Source organism: Amycolatopsis circi (assembly GCF_003385235.1).
Classification (GTDB): Bacteria; Actinomycetota; Actinomycetes; order Mycobacteriales; family Pseudonocardiaceae; genus Amycolatopsis; species Amycolatopsis circi.
The window spans coordinates 1-17,413 of sequence record NZ_PQIA01000173.1 but is presented as its reverse complement, the minus strand read 5'-3'; the positions used below and the strand labels follow the sequence as shown (position 1 = coordinate 17,413).

General features: G+C 68.9%; 16 protein-coding genes. 14 read left to right on the top strand and 2 right to left on the bottom strand.

Annotated features, from left to right (window positions below):
• Positions 1 to 427: 427 nt before the first annotated feature.
• Together D0D37_RS41680 and D0D37_RS41675 are read left to right on the top strand one after the other, a co-directional pair.
• Positions 428 to 2,800, top strand: coding sequence for a transglycosylase domain-containing protein (locus D0D37_RS41680; RefSeq protein WP_244223866.1), 2,373 nt, complete (start codon positions 428 to 430; stop codon positions 2,798 to 2,800).
• Positions 2,801 to 3,239: 439 nt separating this feature from the next.
• On the top strand, positions 3,240 to 5,570 hold the full coding sequence (locus D0D37_RS41675; RefSeq protein WP_208720507.1) for a transglycosylase domain-containing protein: 2,331 nt from the start codon (positions 3,240 to 3,242) through the stop codon (positions 5,568 to 5,570).
• A gap of 66 nt (positions 5,571 to 5,636) precedes the next feature.
• Here the strand turns inward: D0D37_RS41675 and D0D37_RS41670 are convergent, their stop codons facing one another.
• Complete coding sequence (locus D0D37_RS41670; protein ID WP_116206078.1) at positions 5,637 to 6,704, bottom strand: Gfo/Idh/MocA family oxidoreductase; 1,068 nt, start codon at positions 6,702 to 6,704, stop codon at positions 5,637 to 5,639.
• Positions 6,705 to 6,761: 57 nt separating this feature from the next.
• Between D0D37_RS41670 and D0D37_RS41665 the strand changes: the two genes are divergently transcribed.
• Positions 6,762 to 7,829, top strand: a complete 1,068-nt coding sequence (locus D0D37_RS41665; RefSeq protein WP_116206077.1) for an ROK family transcriptional regulator — start codon at positions 6,762 to 6,764, stop codon at positions 7,827 to 7,829.
• A 37-nt stretch (positions 7,830 to 7,866) separates the two neighbouring features.
• The gene (locus D0D37_RS41660; protein ID WP_116206076.1) at positions 7,867 to 9,438 is read left to right on the top strand and encodes a glycosyltransferase family 87 protein; all 1,572 of its coding nucleotides are present in this window, start codon (positions 7,867 to 7,869) and stop codon (positions 9,436 to 9,438) included.
• Positions 9,439 to 9,492: 54 nt separating this feature from the next.
• Here D0D37_RS41660 and D0D37_RS41655 read toward each other — a convergent pair whose 3' ends face one another.
• Positions 9,493 to 10,266: a deoxyribonuclease IV gene (locus D0D37_RS41655; protein WP_037809070.1), complete on the bottom strand. Its 774-nt coding sequence runs from the start codon at positions 10,264 to 10,266 to the stop codon at positions 9,493 to 9,495.
• A 116-nt stretch (positions 10,267 to 10,382) separates the two neighbouring features.
• On the opposite strand from D0D37_RS41655, the gene D0D37_RS41650 reads away from it, so the two are divergent.
• From D0D37_RS41650 to D0D37_RS47000, 10 genes are all read left to right on the top strand, one after another.
• Entirely contained in the window at positions 10,383 to 11,213 is an 831-nt protein-coding gene (locus D0D37_RS41650; protein ID WP_116206075.1) for a hypothetical protein, read from the top strand.
• Positions 11,214 to 11,379: 166 nt separating this feature from the next.
• Positions 11,380 to 12,291, top strand: a complete 912-nt coding sequence (locus tag D0D37_RS41645) for a hypothetical protein (protein ID WP_116206074.1) — start codon at positions 11,380 to 11,382, stop codon at positions 12,289 to 12,291.
• Between the two features lie 79 nt (positions 12,292 to 12,370).
• Positions 12,371 to 13,291, top strand: coding sequence for a hypothetical protein (locus tag D0D37_RS41640; RefSeq protein ID WP_116206073.1), 921 nt, complete (start codon positions 12,371 to 12,373; stop codon positions 13,289 to 13,291).
• Between the two features lie 102 nt (positions 13,292 to 13,393).
• Entirely contained in the window at positions 13,394 to 13,717 is a 324-nt protein-coding gene (gene rpsF, locus D0D37_RS41635) for a 30S ribosomal protein S6 (RefSeq protein ID WP_116206072.1), read from the top strand.
• A 29-nt stretch (positions 13,718 to 13,746) separates the two neighbouring features.
• Positions 13,747 to 14,283: a single-stranded DNA-binding protein gene (locus D0D37_RS41630; RefSeq protein ID WP_116206071.1), complete on the top strand. Its 537-nt coding sequence runs from the start codon at positions 13,747 to 13,749 to the stop codon at positions 14,281 to 14,283.
• A 34-nt stretch (positions 14,284 to 14,317) separates the two neighbouring features.
• Positions 14,318 to 14,566: a 30S ribosomal protein S18 gene (gene rpsR, locus D0D37_RS41625; protein ID WP_009085242.1), complete on the top strand. Its 249-nt coding sequence runs from the start codon at positions 14,318 to 14,320 to the stop codon at positions 14,564 to 14,566.
• Positions 14,567 to 14,580: 14 nt separating this feature from the next.
• On the top strand, positions 14,581 to 15,045 hold the full coding sequence (gene rplI, locus D0D37_RS41620; protein ID WP_116206070.1) for a 50S ribosomal protein L9: 465 nt from the start codon (positions 14,581 to 14,583) through the stop codon (positions 15,043 to 15,045).
• 284 nt (positions 15,046 to 15,329) lie between these two features.
• Entirely contained in the window at positions 15,330 to 15,683 is a 354-nt protein-coding gene (locus D0D37_RS41615) for a hypothetical protein (RefSeq protein WP_244223864.1), read from the top strand.
• Positions 15,673 to 16,311 (top strand): DUF3558 domain-containing protein, encoded by a 639-nt coding sequence (locus tag D0D37_RS41610; protein WP_116206069.1) that lies wholly within the window; start codon positions 15,673 to 15,675, stop codon positions 16,309 to 16,311. The genes D0D37_RS41615 and D0D37_RS41610 overlap by 11 nt, the downstream gene beginning before the upstream one ends.
• Positions 16,312 to 16,353: 42 nt before the next feature.
• Positions 16,354 to 17,413: hypothetical protein (locus D0D37_RS47000; protein WP_162834731.1), on the top strand; the 1,060-nt coding region annotated here is incomplete at its 3' end.

Sequence of the window (17,413 nt, the reverse complement as noted above, 5' to 3'; positions counted from 1 at the left end):
GCCGGGCCCCGCGCCGCCCCGCCGTCCGCCCGCCGGAGGCCCGCGTCCGCCGCGCGCCCCGAGAGCCGAAGCCGGTCCGGAGTGGCCGAGCGGCGACGAAGGCGGTCCGCAGTGGCCGGCCGCCGACGAGCCGCGCCGTCCGCAGCGGCCGCCGCAAAACCGTGCTCCGCAAGGCCGCCCTACGCAGGGTCCCGGCCCGCAGGACCGCGGCGCGGGCACCCGTGCGTCGCAGATCCTCGACGGACAGGCCCCGCCTCCGCCGCGCCGCCAGCCGCCGGGCGGACGTCCCGGACCCAACGGCGGTCCTAACGGGAACGGCACCCAGGGCTTCCGGCAGCCGCCGCCGAACGGAGGGCCGCCCCAGGGCCGCCGGGTCCCGCCGCCGCCTCCGCCGTCGTCCTATCCGGAGGCCGAGCGCGAACCGGACCTGATCACGCACGCCGCGCACAACGGCTACGCCCCCTACGACGACCGGTACGACGACGCCTACGACGACCGGTACGACGAGGAAACCCGCCTCGCCCAGTACTCGGACGACGCGGACTTCGAGGACGACCCGGAAGGCGAGGGGGACGGCAAGAAGGTCAAGATCCCCCTCTCGCCGATGCAGCGCCGCAAACGCCGGTGGAAGATCGTCCGGCGCGTGCTGTACGCGATGTTCGGCTTGTTCGTCGTGGTGCCCGCGATCGCGTTCGTGATCACCTATTTCACCGTCGACGTGCCCTCGCCGCAGGACGTGCTCGCGAAGCAGAGCCAGCCGATCACCTTCTATTACAGCGACAAATCGGTGATGGGCCGAGTGGTCCCGCAGGGCGGCAACCGCGAACTGCTGCAGCCCAACCAGGTGCCCGAGGTCGTCAAGCACGCGGTGTACTCGGCCGAGGACGCGACCTTCGAGACCAACTCCGGCTTCAACGTGATGGCGATCCTGCGGTCGGTCTTCAACCAGGCGACCGGCGGCACCGGCGGCGGTTCGACCATTTCGCAGCAGTACATCAAGCAGGCGACCAAAAACGACGCCCCGACGCTGACGCGTAAATGGACCGAGCTGGCGAAGTCGTTCAAGCTGAACAACGAGACGTCGAAATCGGACATCATCACCGGCTACCTGAACATCGTCTTCTTCGGGCGCGGCGCGAACGGCGTCGCCGCCGCGTCGAAGGCGTACTTCGGCAAGGACGTCGGGCAGCTCAACGCCTCCGAGGCGGCGCTGCTCGCCGGGATGATCCAGGGCCCGAGCCGCGACCGCGACACCGCGTACGTCCAGAAGCGGTGGAGCTACGTGATGGACCAGATGGTGGCCAACCACTGGCTCTCGCCAGCCGACCGCAAGGCCGCGCAGCTTCCCACGATGATCCCGCGCGACGCGCAGAAGAAGGAGGACGCCGGAACGCTGGACTACCACATCCAGCAGCGCATCATCGACGAGCTCAAGGACAAGGGCTACGACGAGGACAAGCTGTACTCCACCGGCGCGAAGATCTACACCACGATCGACCCGAACGCGCAGAAGATCGCGGCGCAGTCCATTCAGGACAACATGGACGGCCAGACCGACGAGAACCTCCGGGGAGCGATGGTCGCCGTCGACCCGAGAACCGGGGGCGTGCTCGCTTATTACGGCGGGCCGACCACGGTGAAGAACGACGCGGGCAAGGACACGCTGGCCACGGACTGGGCGAATGTGCCGCAGAACCCCGGTTCGTCGATGAAGGCCTACGACCTCACGGCCTGGCTCAAGATGGGCAAGGGACTCGGCGAAACCTTCGACGGCACCGACCGGCGGGAACTCGGCGGCCGCGTGGTCCGCAACGCGGGTGAAAGCTCCAGTTGCGGTCCGCAGTGCACGGTCAAAAAGGCCATGGAGGTCTCGGCGAACACCGTGTTCTACGACATGGTGCTGAACTGGACGAAACCGGCCAGGGTCGCGGAGGCCGCGAAGGAAGCGGGCGTGCAGGCCGCCCCGAAGGGCAAGGCCAAGCTGGGTACGAGCGACGCCAACATCGCCCTCGGCGGCGGTGCCACCGTGGTCACCCCGGAGGACATGGCCGCCGGGTACGCGTCGTTCGCCTCCGGCGGCATCCGGCGCGACCAGCACTTCGTCTCGAAGCTCACGAACTCCCAGGACGAGGTCATTTTCGACGACTCCGCCGGGCAGGGAAAACCCGCGTTCGACGACAACGCGGACAAGAGCAAGCAGATCGCCGGGAACGTGACCGACGCGCTCGGCCCGGTTATCGCCGAATCGCACCTGAAATGCCCGAGCGGCCACGAATGCGCGGGCAAGACCGGCACGCAGCAGTACGACCCGAAGGACAGCGACCCCGCCTCGTACAAGGACCGCAACGCTCAGACCTGGATGGTCGGGTACACGCCGTCGGTGTCGGCCGCGATCTGGATCGGCGGCGACGGCAACAAGCCGCTGCACGACAAGAACGGCAAGCCGATCTTCGGCAAGACGATCGCGGGCCCGGCCTGGCAGGACTTCATGACGAACTACCTGAAGGACAAGCCGAGCGAGAAATTCGACAAGGTAGACCCGATCGGCAAGGACGCCGACCAGGTCGTCACGTCGAGCAAGGCGGCCCCGCCGCCGCGCGAAACGTCCAGCGAACAGGCGCCTCCGCCGACGACGGAGTCCTCTTCGGCACCGCCGTCCACCTCGTCGCACCCGCCGTCCTCGACGACGACCAGTCCGACGCGGCCGAGCGGCATCTTCGGCGGCGGCACCGAAGGCGGCAACCCGGGCAGCGGGGGTGGTCCCGTGGTGAACGGCGAACCGCCGAAACGCTCCGGCTGATCCGCGACCGGCTCCGAAAGAGGCTCCTCTCCGCACTGGAGAGGAGCCTCTTTTTGCCGGTACCGCCCGGCTGGGGGTGCGGTAGGTTCACCGACGGTCTCCCTCCCCCGCGAAGGGGATCGGCCAGGAGAGTGAACCTCGACCGGGGTTGCCGCGTCTGGTCATCAGAGGGCCTTCTGCGTCCGCAGGCTGCCCGTGTCCGAGAAGAGGATCCGCAGTGAACGACGACCGCAGCCGCTCCTGGCCCGACCGGGATCCCGACCCGCGGCGTCAACCACCTCCCTCCCAGTCCGGGCCGCCGCCGTGGGCCCGCGGCCCGCAGCGTCCCGCCGCGGGTCCGGCCCGCCCGGCCGGACCGGCCGGGTCCCCGCCGCCGGGCCGCCGTCCGCCGCCTCCCGGCGGTCGCCCGGTCCCGCCGCCGCAGCGCGAGCCGGAGCTGATGACCCACCGGATGGTCGAGGACGACTACCACGACCCGGGCTATCGCAACGCCGACTACCGCGACGCTGGCTACCGCGACGAGGGCCCGCTCGATCCGGACGACGGGTACCCGCCGGAAGACTTGGACAAGAAGGGCCGCACGCCCGCCCAGCGCAAGAAGAGACGCTGGAAGATCATCCGGCGCAGTGCCTACGCGTTCGTCGGCCTCTTCGTCGTGATCCCGGCGATCGCGTTCGTGATCACCTACTTCATGGTCGACGTGCCCTCGCCGCAGAGCATCGCGCAGGGCCAGAACCAGGCCGTCACTTACCTGTACGCCGACGGCAGCCCGATGGGCAAGGACGTGCCCCCCGGCGGCAACCGGCAGATCCTCACCCCGCAGCAGATCCCGGACGTGGTGAAGCACGCGGTGATCGCGACCGAGGACTCGACGTTCGAGACCAACTCCGGCTTCGACGTCACCGGCCTGCTGCGCGCGGGGTTCAACCAGCTCACCGGCAAGGCGGGCGGCGGGTCCACGATCTCGCAGCAGTACATCAAGAAGGCCACCGACAACGACGCCCCCACGCTCACCCGCAAATGGACCGAGCTGGCGAAGTCCTTCAAGATGAACCAGACGTACGAGAAGCAGGACATCATCACCGCGTACCTGAACATCATTTACTTCGGGCGCGGGGCGTACGGCATCGGCGCGGCGTCGCAGGCCTTCTTCCACAAGGACGTCTCGAAACTGGACTACTCCGAGGCCGCGCTGCTGGCCGGGCTGATCCAGCAGCCGGGTCGTTCGGAAAACCCGAAGGTGGCGCAGGGTCGCTGGAACACCGCGCTCGACCGGATGCTCCAGAACAAGTACATCACCGCGCAGCAGCGGCAAGCGGCGCAGTTCCCGCAGGTGATCCCGCTGGAGGAGTCGAAGGACGACACGAACGCGCCGTACAAGTTCGTCACCGCGCAAGTGAAGGCCGAATTGGCGCAGCACGGCATCGACGACGACAAGTACTTCGCGGGCGGCTACACGGTCCAGACCACCATCGACAAGCACGCCCAGGAGATCGCGACCCAGGCGGCGACCGACGCGCTGAAGGACCAGTCCGACGACCGGCTGCTCGATTCGCTGGTGGCGGTCGATCCGAAGACCGGCGGGGTGCTCGCGTACTACGGCGGGCCGGCGACCATCGACGTGAACGGGAAGAAGCAGGGCGCTCGCGACTGGGCGAACACGCCGCAGAACCCCGGTTCGTCGATGAAGGCGTTCGACCTCACCGCGTTCCTGAAGATGGGCAAGGGGATCAACGAGACCTTCGACGGCAGCAACAACCGGGTCTTCGATGGCCGCAAGGTGCGCAACGCGGGCCCCAGCTCCAGTTGCTCCGGGCAGTGCACCGTCGCCGAGGCGATGAAGCGGTCGGCGAACACGGTGTTCTACGACATGGTGCTGAACCAGACGCATCCGGGCCCGGTCGGGCAGGCGGCCCAGGAAGCGGGCGTGAAGACCAAGGACAACGGCGGCCAGTCGCTGATCTCCACCGCGGACGCGAACATCGCACTCGGCGGCGGGAACACCCAGATCACGCCCGCGGACATGGCCAGCGCGTACGCGACCTTCGCCGCCAACGGCGTCCAGCGCGACCGGCACTTCGTGCTGAAGGTGACCAACGCGCAGAAGGAAGTCGCCTACGAAGCGCAGCCGAGTGCGGGCAAGCCAGCGTTCGACAGCAGCACGGACAAAACCAAGCAGATCGCCGGCAACGTGACCATGGCGCTGGGTCCGGTGATCGACTTCTCGCATCTGAAGTGCCCGTCCGGCCACGAATGCGCGGGCAAGACCGGTACCCAGCAGCACACGGTGCGCTCCGGCGAACCGGCGTGGGCGGCGAACGCGAACGCGCAGACCTGGATGGTCGGCTACACGCCGTCGGTCTCGGTCGCCGCGTGGGTCGGCGCGGACGGCGACCAGGCGCTGCACGGCTCCGGCACGTCGCCGATCTACGGTTCCACGATCGCGGGTCCGCTGTGGCAGAAGTTCCTCGACGGCTATCTGAAGGGCAAGCCCGCCGAGAAGTTCGACCAGGTGCCGCTGATCGGGACCCAGGCCCCGCCGCAGCAACAGGACCAGAGCGCGGGCGACGGGCAGCAGCCGCCGCAGCAGACCAACGGCAACGAGCCGGACCCGGGCGGCGACGGCAACGACCACGGCGGCCCGATCACCGGCGGGCCCAGCCAGCCGCATTGGCCGAGCGGGCTCCCGCACTGGCCGTCGGGCAAACCTTCGTCGCACAACCCGCCCAGCGGCGGTCCGTCGACGGGCGAGGATCCGCCGCAGGAGTAAAGAAAAAGGCCGTGGCCGCGACGGTGGGGGGAGGCCGTCGCGGCCACAGCCGTTCAGAGGGCGGCGTCAGCCGCCGAGCGTGATCACGCGGCCTTCGGCACCGGAGCGGTGTGCGGCTTCGATCACTCGCAACGCCTCGACCGCGCTCGCCGGGTCGACCGGGAAGTCCGCCTCGCCGCGCAACGCGTCCCGGATCTGGGCATAAAACGCTTCGTAGCAACCGGTTTCGGTCGGCACCGCTTCGGTGCGATCGGTGCCGTCGTGCACGCCGAGCCGTCCGGCGTCGCTTTCCGGCTCCACGCCCCAGCCGTCGTCGCCCGGGCGGAGACCGGCCTTGATCTGCGGCTCCTGGACGTCGAGACCGTATTTGGTGAACGTCGCCTGGTCGCCGAGCACGCGGAAGCGCGGGTTACGGGTACCGGCGAGCGCGGACGACCACAGGTGCGACCGCACGCCGTTCGCGTGGTGCAGGGCCACGAACACGTCGTCGTCCACCTGCACGCCGGGGCGGCGGCGGTCGACCTCCGCGTAGACCTGGGTGACCGGGCCGAACAGCTGCAGCGCCTGGTCGACGATGTGCGCGCCGAGGTCGTAGAGCAGGCCACCCGCTTCGGCCGGGTCGCCGAACTCGCGCCAGTTGTCCTTGATCTTCGGCACCCAGCGGTCGTAACGGGATTCGAAGCGGAAGACCTCGCCGAGCCGACCGGAGTCGAGCACCTTGCCGACGGTCCGGAAATCCGAGTCCCAGCGGCGATTCTGGAAGACCGTGAGGCCGACGCCCTTGGCCTTCGCCGCGTCGACGACCTGCTGCGCTTCGGCCGCGGTCGGCGCGAACGGCTTGTCCACGACCACCGGAATTCCGGCCTCGATCGCGCGGAGGGCGAGCGGCACGTGCGTGCGGTTCGGCGTGGTCACCACGATCAGGTCGAGATCACCCGCGCGGGCGAAAAGCGCGTCCGCGTCCGGGACCACCTCGGCCTCGGGATGCTCGGCGCGCGCCTGCGCGGCGCGGTCCGGGTTCGCGGTCACCAGCACCGCCGGGACCAGGCCCGGCGTCGCCGCGACCAGCGGCGCGTGGAAGATCCGGCCGCCGATCCCGTACCCGAGGATGCCGACCCGCGCGTCATCAGCCATGACCCCTATTAAACAACACTGTTGCGTAATAGGCCACCCGTCCGAGATGATCGGCCGATGGCGGAAACCGGCGTCAACCTGCGCGGGCTGCGACGCCACAACCGCGCGCTGCTGCTCGGGCACATCCTGCGCGCGGGCGGGCTGAGCCGGGTCGAGCTGGCGCAGCGGTCCGGGCTGACCCAGCAGGCCGTGTCGAAAATCGTGTCCGACCTGCTGCCGGAGGGGCTGCTGGACGTCGAACGCGCACCCGCGGCCGGCGTCGGCAAACCGCGCACGATGCTGCGGCTGCGCGCGGAAGCCCGTTGCGCACTCGGCGCGCAACTCGACCGGGACGGCTTTCTCGTACTGCGCACCGGCCTGACCGGCGAGGTCGAGGAGATCGTGGAAGGCCCGCTGCCGATCGGATTCAGCCCGGAGGTCGCGGTGACCGCGATCGTCGACGGGGTGCGCAAACTGCTCGCCGACGTCGATCCGGCTCGCGTGCTCGGGCTCGGCGTCGGCGCGGTGGGACCGCTCGATCACCACGCGGGCCGCGTCCGCGACGCCACGAACATGCCCGGCTGGCACGACGTCCCGCTGCGCGATCTGCTCGCCGAACGCACCGGTTTGCCGGTCACGCTGGACAAAAACACCAATTCCGCCGCTTTCGCGCACGCCTGGCCGGAAGAGACCTCGGCGGCGACGGCCGTGGTGCTCGTCGGCACCGGAATCGGCGTCGGACTGCTGATCGACGGACGCGTCTACCGAGGCCCGCGCACCAACGCGGGTGAGTTCGGCCACACCACCATCGCCTACGCCGGACCGCGCTGCGCCTGCGGCCGCCGCGGCTGCGTCGAGGTCATGCACCGCGCCGCCGGAACCCCGCACGACGCCGCCCGGTTGCTCGGCATCGGGCTCGCCGACCTGGTGCAGGTTCTCGATCTCGAACGGATCGTCTTGTTCGGACGGACCGTTCGCGGCGCGCCCGAGGTCTACCGCGAAACCGTCTCGCAACAGCTGCGAGACCTGCTGCCGGTGCCGTATTGGCAGCGCATCGACGTCGAATTGAGCGATCTCGACGAGGAGGCGGTGGCCCTCGGCGCCGCTTTCGAGGTGCTTGCCGGTTTTTACGAGGATCCGAAATGACCGGCGTCCCACCTGCGGACCGATAGCATCTCCCGACGTGTCACGCGTCTCCGAACCCGCCACCGCCGAAGAGCCGGATTCGGCTCCCCGCACGCTCACGCCGGCGGAGCGGATCGCCCCCAGCCGGCACGACCCGCTGGTGGCCGCGGCGACGAGACCCGTCGGCGGTCCGATCGGCGCGCACGCGGCGGTGGGCAGGCAGTGGTTCTGGTCGCCGCAGCGCGTCGGGCTCGCGATGGCCGTGCTCGCGCTCGTGGTGTGCTGGTTCGGCAAGGCGTCGTGCATCCAGCAGTACAGCGATTCAGGCGGCGTGCACCAGCTCGACTGGCGGGCCGGCCGTCCGTTCGTCGCGATGTGCTACTCCGACATCGTCCCGCTCTACAGCTCCGAGAAGCTCGACGATTCGCACACCTTCCCCTATGTCACGTCGTGGCAGGAGGACTCGCAGACCGCGGAGAACCAGACCCGGTACATGGAGTACCCGGTGGTCACCGGCCTGTTCCAGTGGATCAACGCGAAACTCGCGGCGGGCTGGACCTCGGTCGCGAACGCGGGCTGGCTTCCCGGCGCGCTGCCGGTGGCGATCTACTTCAACATCTCCGCGTTCTGGCTCGCGCTCGCCTGGCTGGTGACCGTGTGGGCGACCGGGCGGACGACGAAACGCAGGCCGTGGGACGCGGTGCTCGTCGCGATCTCGCCACTGGTGCTCGTCCATACCTTCACGAACTTCGACGCGCTCGCCACCGCGGCCACCGCCGCCGGGATCCTGGCGTGGTCGCGAAAACGCCCGGAGGTCGCCGGAGTCCTGTTCGGACTCGGCGTCGCCACCAAGCTGTATCCGTTGTTACTGCTCGGCGTGCTGTTCCTGTTGTGCCTGCGCGCCGGGAAACTGCGCGCGTGGAGCCGGACCGCGGCGTTCACCGTGCTGGCCTGGCTGGTGGTGAACGTCCCGTTCATCGTGGCCGCGCCGCGCGGCTGGTGGGAGTTCTTCCGGCTCAACACGTTGCGTCCGATGGACCCGGATTCGCTCTACAACGTCGTCTCCTACGCCACCGGCTGGGCGGGCTTCGACGGGGTACTCCAAAAAGGACAGTCGCCGACCGTGCTGAACATCGTGGTCGCGGTGCTGTTCCTGGCCTGCTGCGCGGGCATCGCGTACGTCGCGCTCACCGCGCCGCGGCGGCCGCGGTTCGGGCAGCTGGCCTTCCTCGTCGTGGCGGCGTTCCTGCTGACGAACAAGGTGTGGAGCCCGCAGTACTCGCTGTGGCTCGTCCCGCTGGCGGTGCTGGCGATCCCGCGCTGGCGGCTGCTGCTGGGCTGGATGGTCATCGACGCGGCGGTGTGGGCGCCGCGGATGTTCTATTACCTCGGCGTCGACCACAAAGGACTGCCGGCGGGCTGGTTCCTCGGCGGGGTGGTCATCCGCGACCTCGCCGTCGTCGGGCTGTGCGTGCTGGTGCTCCGCGAGATCTACCGTCCGCGCACCGACCTGGTCCGGCTCTCCGGCGACGACGACCCGGCGGGCGGCGTGCTGGAGCGGGCCCGCGACAAGGTCACCTTCGCCTCGTTCCGCCGCCCCCGCACCCGGGATCAGCAGCCAGTCTCGTGATCCGTGAAGGACTCCTTCCGGGAATCTGATTCCCCAAGGAGTCCTTCACGGACTTCAGGCGAGCTGTTTGCGCAGGTACGCGATGTCGGCGGCCTGGCCTTCGCCCGGCGTCTCGACGACCACCGGCGCGCCCGCCTGGCGCACGACCTCGGCGAGCAGCTCCGGTTCGATCGTGCCGTCGCCGTCGACCACCGACGCGTGCCGGTCGCGGTTGGAACCGTGCTCGTCGCGGGAGTTGTTGCAGTGCACCAGGTCGATCCGGCCGGTGATGGCCTTGACCTTCTCCACCGCGGTCGCGAGATCCCAGCCCGCCGCGTAGGCGTGGCAGGTGTCGAGGCAGAAGCCCGCGCCGAACTCGCCGACCTTGTCCCACAGCCGGGCGATCACGTCGAGTTCGCGGGTCATCGCGTTGTCGCCGCCCGCGGTGTTCTCGATCAGGATCGGCACGGCGAAGCCGCCCTTTTCCGCCTCGCGCTCGAAAAGCTTGCGCCAGTTGACCAAGCCCTCCTCGACGTCGTCGCCGGCGCCGACGTGCCCGCCGTGCACGATCAGGCCCTTCGCGCCGATCGCGGCGGCCCCGTCGGCGTGCTGGGTGACGTTCTTGCGGGACGGGATGCGGATCCGGTTGTTCTTGGACGCGACGTTGATCAGGTACGGCGCGTGGATGAACACCTCGACCGGGGAGGCCTTGATCTCCTCGCCGTGCGGATGCGGTTTCGGTGCCTTCCACCCCTGCGGGTCGGAGAGGAAGAACTGGACGACGTCGGCTTCTCGCTCGGCGACGGCGGCCAGTGGATCGTCGTCGCGGACATGGGCGCCAATCTGCATGCCCTGACGCTACTACCGGGCGAATCGCCCCCGTCCGCCCCAGTTGGTGACGCTCGTGGAGTACCGTGAGCGCGTTCCGTGATCCATTCGGAGTGAGCACGTCGGGGGAGGAAGGCATGCGGAAGCGCGCTGGACGGATGACCGCACTGGGAGTCGCGCTCGCCGCACCGCTTCTCTCCGCGGTTCTCGCCTTTCCGGCCGCGGCGTCCGCGGACCCGAACCCCACGCTGAACGGCGATTGCCAAGCGACTCTGCAGAACGGCAAGGACGGCGACGGCCTCGCGCTCGACGCGGGCGCCCCGCTCAACGCGCCGAACCGGCTGACTGTCGGCCTTGATTCCAAGGCGAAGCAGACCGACGGCAACAACACATTGCTCTCAGTCCCGGTCGGTGACACCGTCCGCGCGCTGGGCGTCGGCGAGGCCCCGGCAGCTGGCAATCTCGCTGCAAAGGGGCTTTGCCCGACCGCGCAGGGCGCGGCGAACGGCGTCGGCGACGCAACGCAGAACCTGCTCAGCGGCGAACCGGTCATCCCGCCGCCCGGACCGAAGCCGACTCCGCCCGCCCCGCCGAACCCCACGCCTAAGCCGCCGTCACCGGCACCCGGCCCTGGCGGCCCGGGCCAGCCGATCCCCGGCGGAGACACGCTCGGCCCGGTGACGTCGGTCGACGGACTGTCCGGTCTCGACTCGGTGTCCGGCATCTTCTCCGGAGCCGCGATGCTCCCGGCGAGTTTCGTGCAGGCCCCGCTCGTCGCCCAGGTCGTCCCGGGCCAGCTGCCGCAGCAGGACCAGGTGCCGACGGTCGACGCGAAGAAATCCGGCACAGCCGAGGCGCTGCCCGCGGCGATCCCGCCCGCCCGGCTGCCGCTGCTGATCGCCGTGCTGGCGCTCGCGATGGTGGCTGCCGCGCTGGTTCGCGCGTGGCTGCGCCGCAAACCCGCCTGAGATTGACTCTGAGTAGCGCCCGCTTCCACCCGAATGCCTGACCTCGGAGGGGAGACGGGCGTTACTCGTCTTCGTTACCGTCGTTGTCCTCAGCAAGGCAGGTACAGCGGACGCGGCGAAAGGGTCGACGGCCATGCAGCAGCACCGGGCACGGAGGGCTACCGCAGTGGGAGCCGCCGCTTTCGTCCTGGCCGGCTCGGCCGCGCTCGCCGCACCAGGCACCGCGTCGGCGGCCACCCTGACCGCGACCTGCGGTTCCACCATCACCGCTCATCCGGGTGACCACGTCCAGGCGACCACTCCATTGCTCGGCATCCCGCTCGACCTCGGCATCGTCGGCCAGGTCTCGGGCGTGCTCACCGGCACCATCAGCACGGTCCTCGGCGCGGTCTGCAACGTCACGGTGAACGTGGTCAATACCGTCGTCGCCCCGGTCCCGGTGATCGGCGCGCCCGCCGCGAGTGCGGTCAACGGCGCGGTCGCGGGTGGCACCAACGCGGCGCAGCAGGGCGTCACCGCTCTCGGCCAGGGCTTCAGCGGCAGCCAGCCAGGCAAGCAGAATCCGGGTCCGAACCAGCAGCAACCGCCGTCCGGCAGCAACGGCGGCAGCCCGCAGCAGGGCGGCTCGTCCGGCCAGCAGCAGTCCCAGATGCCGGGCTCCACCAGCCCGGTCCTCGGCGATTTCGGCGGCGCGGGCGGCGGGGCCGCACCGTTTTCCGCTTTCCTGCCGAATTTCAGCGATTTGTCGTACGGCTACAGCACCGGATACGCGCCGATGCGCGATTACAGCGGCATCCCGATGGCGATGGCCGGATTGTTCAGCCCGTCGCCGTCGCTGCGCTACGGCAGCCAGATTCCGGGTTACGCGCCGCAGTACGGCATTTCCAACCCGGACGGCACCTCGGGCGGCGACCGCACGATCCAGAACGCCGGTAACGCCGAAGCATTGCCGGGCACCGGCGGCAACCACACGAACGGGTTGGACTGGCCAGTTCTGGTGGCAGTTTTGGCACTCTCCGGAGTCAGCGCGGGCCTGGTCCGCACCTGGGTGCTCCGCCGAATGGCCGCTATAGGTTAGGCCAACTCACCAGTATCTTTACCGGAGTCCATTCGTTGTTCCTGATGCGACGAACCATGCCCGCGGACCCCGGAGGATAGTGCTCGTGCGGAAAATCCCCACCTGGAAGCGAACCCGTCGAGCACTCACCGTCACCGCTCTCGCCGCCCTCTTCACCGGCGGCACGTTCCTGGGCGCCGGCACCGCGTCCGCCGCGACCACGCTCGCGAACCAGTGCAAGGGCGCGGTCACCGGCGGCATGGGCGATTCGGTCGCCGTGCCCGGCTCGGCGGTCAAGGAGATCGTCCGCCAGTCGGCCAAGGACCAGGTGACCTTTTGGAGCTTGGCCACCGTCTGGCCGGATTCGCTGGCGAACGCCATCGCGAACAAGGGCAACCTGCAGGTCGGCGCGATCCCTGACGCCGCGGGCGGCACGATCAGCGGCGACGCGATCGGCCAGGTCGTCTCGAACGCACTGAAGAACGAATGGGGGCTCGGCGTCCTGCCGGACACCAAGACCAAGGTGCTGAACGGGATCCGCAGCGGCGTCGCGTCCGCGTGCGGGCTCACCACGACGGCGAACAACTACCAGGCGCCGTCGTCCCCGAACTCCCCGTCGAACGGCGGCACCCAGTCGAACGGCAACGCGCCCGCGCAGAACGGCGGCGGCAACCCGCTCGGCAACTACCAGGCGGGCTCGACCGGGATCGCCCCGCCGCGCGACTACGGCAACATCCCGACCGCGTCCCCGGGCAACCCGGGCGCGCTGGGCACCGCGATCGCACCCGGCGCGCGCTACGGCACGCTGCCCGGTTCGGGCGCGCTGCCGCAGCAGCCCTCGGCCGGACAGGACCCGCAGGGACAGCAGGGCCCGGACATCCGCAACGCGGGCAACGCCGAATCGCTGGCGAGCCAGGGCCGGACCTCCGACGTCCAGCTGCCGATGCTGCTCGCGGTGATCGTGCTGGCCGGCGTCACCGCCGGGCTGGTCCGCACCTGGGTGCTGCGCCGCGTCAGCTGACCCGCCGGACGGGACTGTCGTACCCGCCGGGTACGCTTACCTGGACAAACCCTCCTGTCACGGAATCCGCCGTGACCGCGAGCCCATAGGAGGTGAGTGGTTATGTCACGCCATTACGAGGTAATGGTCATCCTGGACCCGACGCTTGACGAGCGTACGGTCGCGCCCACGCTGGACAACTTCCTCAACGTGATCCGCACTTCGGGCGGAAGCGTCGAGAAGGTCGACGTGTGGGGCCGCCGTCGCTTGGCGTACGAGATCAAGAAGAACGCCGAGGGCATCTACGCGCTGCTGGACCTGAACTCGACGGCCGACGCCGTCAAGGAACTGGACCGCCAGCTGTCGCTGCAGGAAACCGTGCTGCGCACCAAGGTCATGCGCCGCGAGGTCAAGGCCGCGGCCAAGCCCGCGCCCGCCAAGGCCTGATCCGAGCCCGATCCGAAGGGACGCCATCCGTGGCTGGAGACACCGTCATCACCGTGGTCGGGAACCTCACGTCCGACCCGGAGCTGCGCTTCACCCCGTCCGGTGCGGCGGTCGCGAACTTCACCGTCGCGTCCACCCCGCGCACGCTCGACCGCCAGAGCGGCGAGTGGAAGGACGGCGAGGCGCTGTTCCTGCGCTGCAACATCTGGCGGCAGGCGGCGGAGAACGTCGCCGAGTCGCTCACGCGGGGCGCCCGCGTGGTGGTGCAGGGGCGGCTGAAGCAGCGGTCTTTCGAGACCAAGGAAGGCGAGAAGCGCACCGTCGTAGAGCTCGAGGTCGACGAGATCGGCCCCTCGCTGCGCTACGCGACGGCGAAGGTCAACAAGGTCAGCCGCGGTGGCGGCGGCGGTGGTGACTTCGGCGGCGGCGGAGGCGGCGGCTTCAACGGCGGCGGCGGAAATCGCGGCGGCGGTGGCGGCAACAGCGCGCCCGCCGACGACCCGTGGGGCTCGGCCCCGCCCGCGGGCGGTGGCGGCGGAGGCTTCTCCGACGAACCCCCGTTCTGATCTCATTTCTTTCTAGAATTCCAGGAGTACAACAGTGGCCAAGCCACCCATTCGCAAGCCCAAGAAGAAGGTCTGCGTGTTCTGCAAGGCCGAGAAGAAGGGCCGCCCGGAGACGATCGACTACAAGGACACCAACCTGCTGCGGAAGTACATCTCCGACCGCGGCAAGATCCGTGCCCGTCGCGTCACCGGCAACTGCAGCCAGCACCAGCGCGACATCGCCATCGCGGTGAAGAACTCGCGCGAGATGGCGCTGCTGCCCTACACGTCCACCGCGCGCTGAGGGGAGCCTGAGTCATGGCGAAGATCATTCTCACCACCGACGTGGCGAACCTCGGCGGCCCCGGCGACATCGTCGAGGTCAAGGACGGATACGCCCGCAACTACCTGCTGCCGCGCGGCTACGCGATCGTGGCCAGCAAGGGCGCGGAGAAGAACGTGCGCACGATCCAGCGCGCACAGGAATCCCGCCGCATCCGCGACCTCGACCACGCCAAGGAGATCAAGGCGACGCTCGAGGGCCTCGGCGCGATCCAGCTGACCGGCAAGGCCGCGGCCGGCTCGAAGAAGCTGTTCGGCTCGATCACCGCCGGCGAGATCGTCGACGCGATCAAGGCCCAGGGCGGCCCGCTGCTCGACAAGCGCGTCCTCGACCTGCGCGACCACATCAAGACGGTCGGCAAGCACTCGGTCAACGCCCGCCTGCACCCCAACGTGAAGGTGGACGTCCGGCTCGAGGTCAAGGCTGTGGCCGCGAACTGACGCTCGCGTCCTTTTTTCCGCGAAACCGCCCCCGGGATCCTTCCCGGGGGCGGTTTCGTTTTCCGCCTCGGCGGCCGTCCGGCGACCGCGAAACTACCGCAGGTCCCCAGCTCAGAAGCCCTCGTGCGAACTTGCCAACAGCGAGCGGGAACCAACTCGCGTGCGTTAACATCCAAGACGCTGATCTCGCCGGGGAAGAGCGAGGCATGGGTTATAAGGGGGCTAACGAGATGCCTGAAGGATCTCCCGCATCCGGTGCGAACACGGGGGTTCAGGTGCCTCCGGTGCCGCCGATCATGGTGGGCAGCTACGGCAAGGCCGGCGGCTACAAGTTCACCGAGGACGAGGTCGACTCAGTCATCAAGCAGTGGCAGGACTTGCTCGGCGATCTGTCAAAAGACCGCCAGTTCGCCGACACCATCGCGCACGTGAACCCGCCTGCCGACGAGGTGGCCAGCCATACCTTCGTCAACCAGGGCGCCAACCCGTCGGGACAGAGCCTGCTGGACGAGCACGAGAAGATGGTCGCCTACACCAAGAACTTCATCGACGCGCTCACCGCTGCGAAGAAGAAGATCAGCGTCACCGAGCTGCAAAACGCCGACGAGATGAAGAAGCAGGGACAGAGTGCGGTCTGATCAGCACACGCCAAAACACATCACCTGGATCGCTGCCGGCACCGTCGTCGCGCTCAGTTTGCTGACCGCCTGCAGCGGCGGGACCGGCGGTACTGCTGAGCCGCCCGCGTCGAGCAATCCCGGTCCGTCAAGTTCCAGCAACTCGTCGAGCACAACCAACGGCGCGCCGAAAGTCCCCGCGCCGCTCCCGACTGAGAAGCTGATCGCCAATCCGTGCTCGGCCCTCAGCGACGACGACGCCAAAGCAGTCGGGCTCGCGGCGCCCGGGAAGCTCAACGACATCACGCCGCGCGGGTGCGACTGGCAGTCCGCGGATCCGGAACTCAAGGCGAACGGGATCACCATCTCGCCGATCACCCAGAACACGAACGGTCTCGCCGACACCTACTCGATGAAATCGAGCCAGGCCTACTTCGAAGAGACCCAGATCGCTGGGTACCCCGGGGTTTTCGCGGCTACGCGCGACTCGCGCAAGACCGGCGTGTGCGATCTCGTCGTCGGCGTCACTGATCAGCTGTCCGTCGTCATCGTCGCCTCGATCGTGCGGGGCAAGAACGTCGAAAACCCGTGCGCTCCGGTAGCCAAGATCGGCACCGCGATGATCAACCACCTCAAGACAGAGTCTTGATCGCTACACGGCTGTAGCAGGCCCGGAAGGAAGATTCTCATTATGGGGAATGAGGACAACAGCACTGGCAGCACGCTGAAGAACACCGCCAAGGGTGCGGTGGTCGGAGCCGCCTACGGTGCGGTGCTGGGGCCGGAAGGGGCGGTCGTCGGCGGTGTAGTCGGCGGCCTGGTCGGTGCGGCATCCAGCATCTTCAGCGGCGGGCCGCACGCCGAACATGCCCAAGCGAACGTCGGCGGCGGGTCAATCGACGCGTACACGATTTACGACAAGATCAGCAAAGGCAACACCGGCTCGCTCGACGGCGGCCGGAGCGCGGCCGACTCGCTCAAGCAGCGGCACGCCGATCGCTCTAAGCAGATCGATGCGCTGAACAACAAGATGAGCGACGCTTGGCAGGGCAGCAGCGCGGGCGCGGCCCAGTCGGGCGCGAATGCGCTCAAGATCTGGCACGACGACTCCGCCAACAATCTTGGCAAGAGCCAGACCTTCATGACCAACCAGGTCGACGCGTTCCACGACGTGCACGGCAAGGTCCAGAAACTGGACCAGAACCCGCCGGAAATGAAGTGGTACGACCACCAGCCGTTCAGCGACAAAGACGACGAGATCGACCAGTACAACAAGGACAGCCAGACGAACGTCCAGGCTTACACCGCGTACTACGGCTCGAGTTCCCAGAACGCCGGCGGGATGCCGCAGTACAACGTCTGGCAGGGCAACAACATTTCTGACGGCAACACCGACCCCGGCAAGTACGGCGGCGGCCCTGGCACCGGTCCCGGTGGCAGCGGCGGATTCAGCGGCGGACCGGGCGGTGTCGGCGGTGGCGGCAACTTCACTCCGCCGAAAACGAGCCCGCCGAAGTTCACCCCGCCGGGCGGCCCCGGTGGCAACTACAAGCCGCCGAAGGTCGATCCGCCCAAGTTCACTCCGCCGGGCGGTCCCGGCGGGCCAGGTCAATTCGGCCCGCCTGACGACGGCACTAAGACCTCGGGCTGGACGCCGCCGACGACTGACCCGGCGAAGTTCGACCCGAGCACCTTCGGCCCGACCGGTGGCAGCGGCGGATTCAGCGGCGTCCAGCCCGAGGGCTTAGTGC

Excerpts from the sequence above, each read along its gene's own strand:
- D0D37_RS41675 (WP_208720507.1), top strand. The coding sequence starts at position 3,240 with ATGACCCACCGGATGGTCGAGGACGACTACCACGACCCGGGCTATCGC.
- D0D37_RS41650 (WP_116206075.1), top strand. The coding sequence starts at position 10,383 with ATGCGGAAGCGCGCTGGACGGATGACCGCACTGGGAGTCGCGCTCGCC.
- rplI (WP_116206070.1), top strand. The coding sequence starts at position 14,581 with ATGGCGAAGATCATTCTCACCACCGACGTGGCGAACCTCGGCGGCCCC.
- rpsF (WP_116206072.1), top strand. The coding sequence starts at position 13,394 with ATGTCACGCCATTACGAGGTAATGGTCATCCTGGACCCGACGCTTGAC.
- D0D37_RS41670 (WP_116206078.1), bottom strand. The coding sequence starts at position 6,704 with ATGGCTGATGACGCGCGGGTCGGCATCCTCGGGTACGGGATCGGCGGC.
- D0D37_RS41665 (WP_116206077.1), top strand. The coding sequence starts at position 6,762 with ATGGCGGAAACCGGCGTCAACCTGCGCGGGCTGCGACGCCACAACCGC.
- D0D37_RS41655 (WP_037809070.1), bottom strand. The coding sequence starts at position 10,266 with ATGCAGATTGGCGCCCATGTCCGCGACGACGATCCACTGGCCGCCGTC.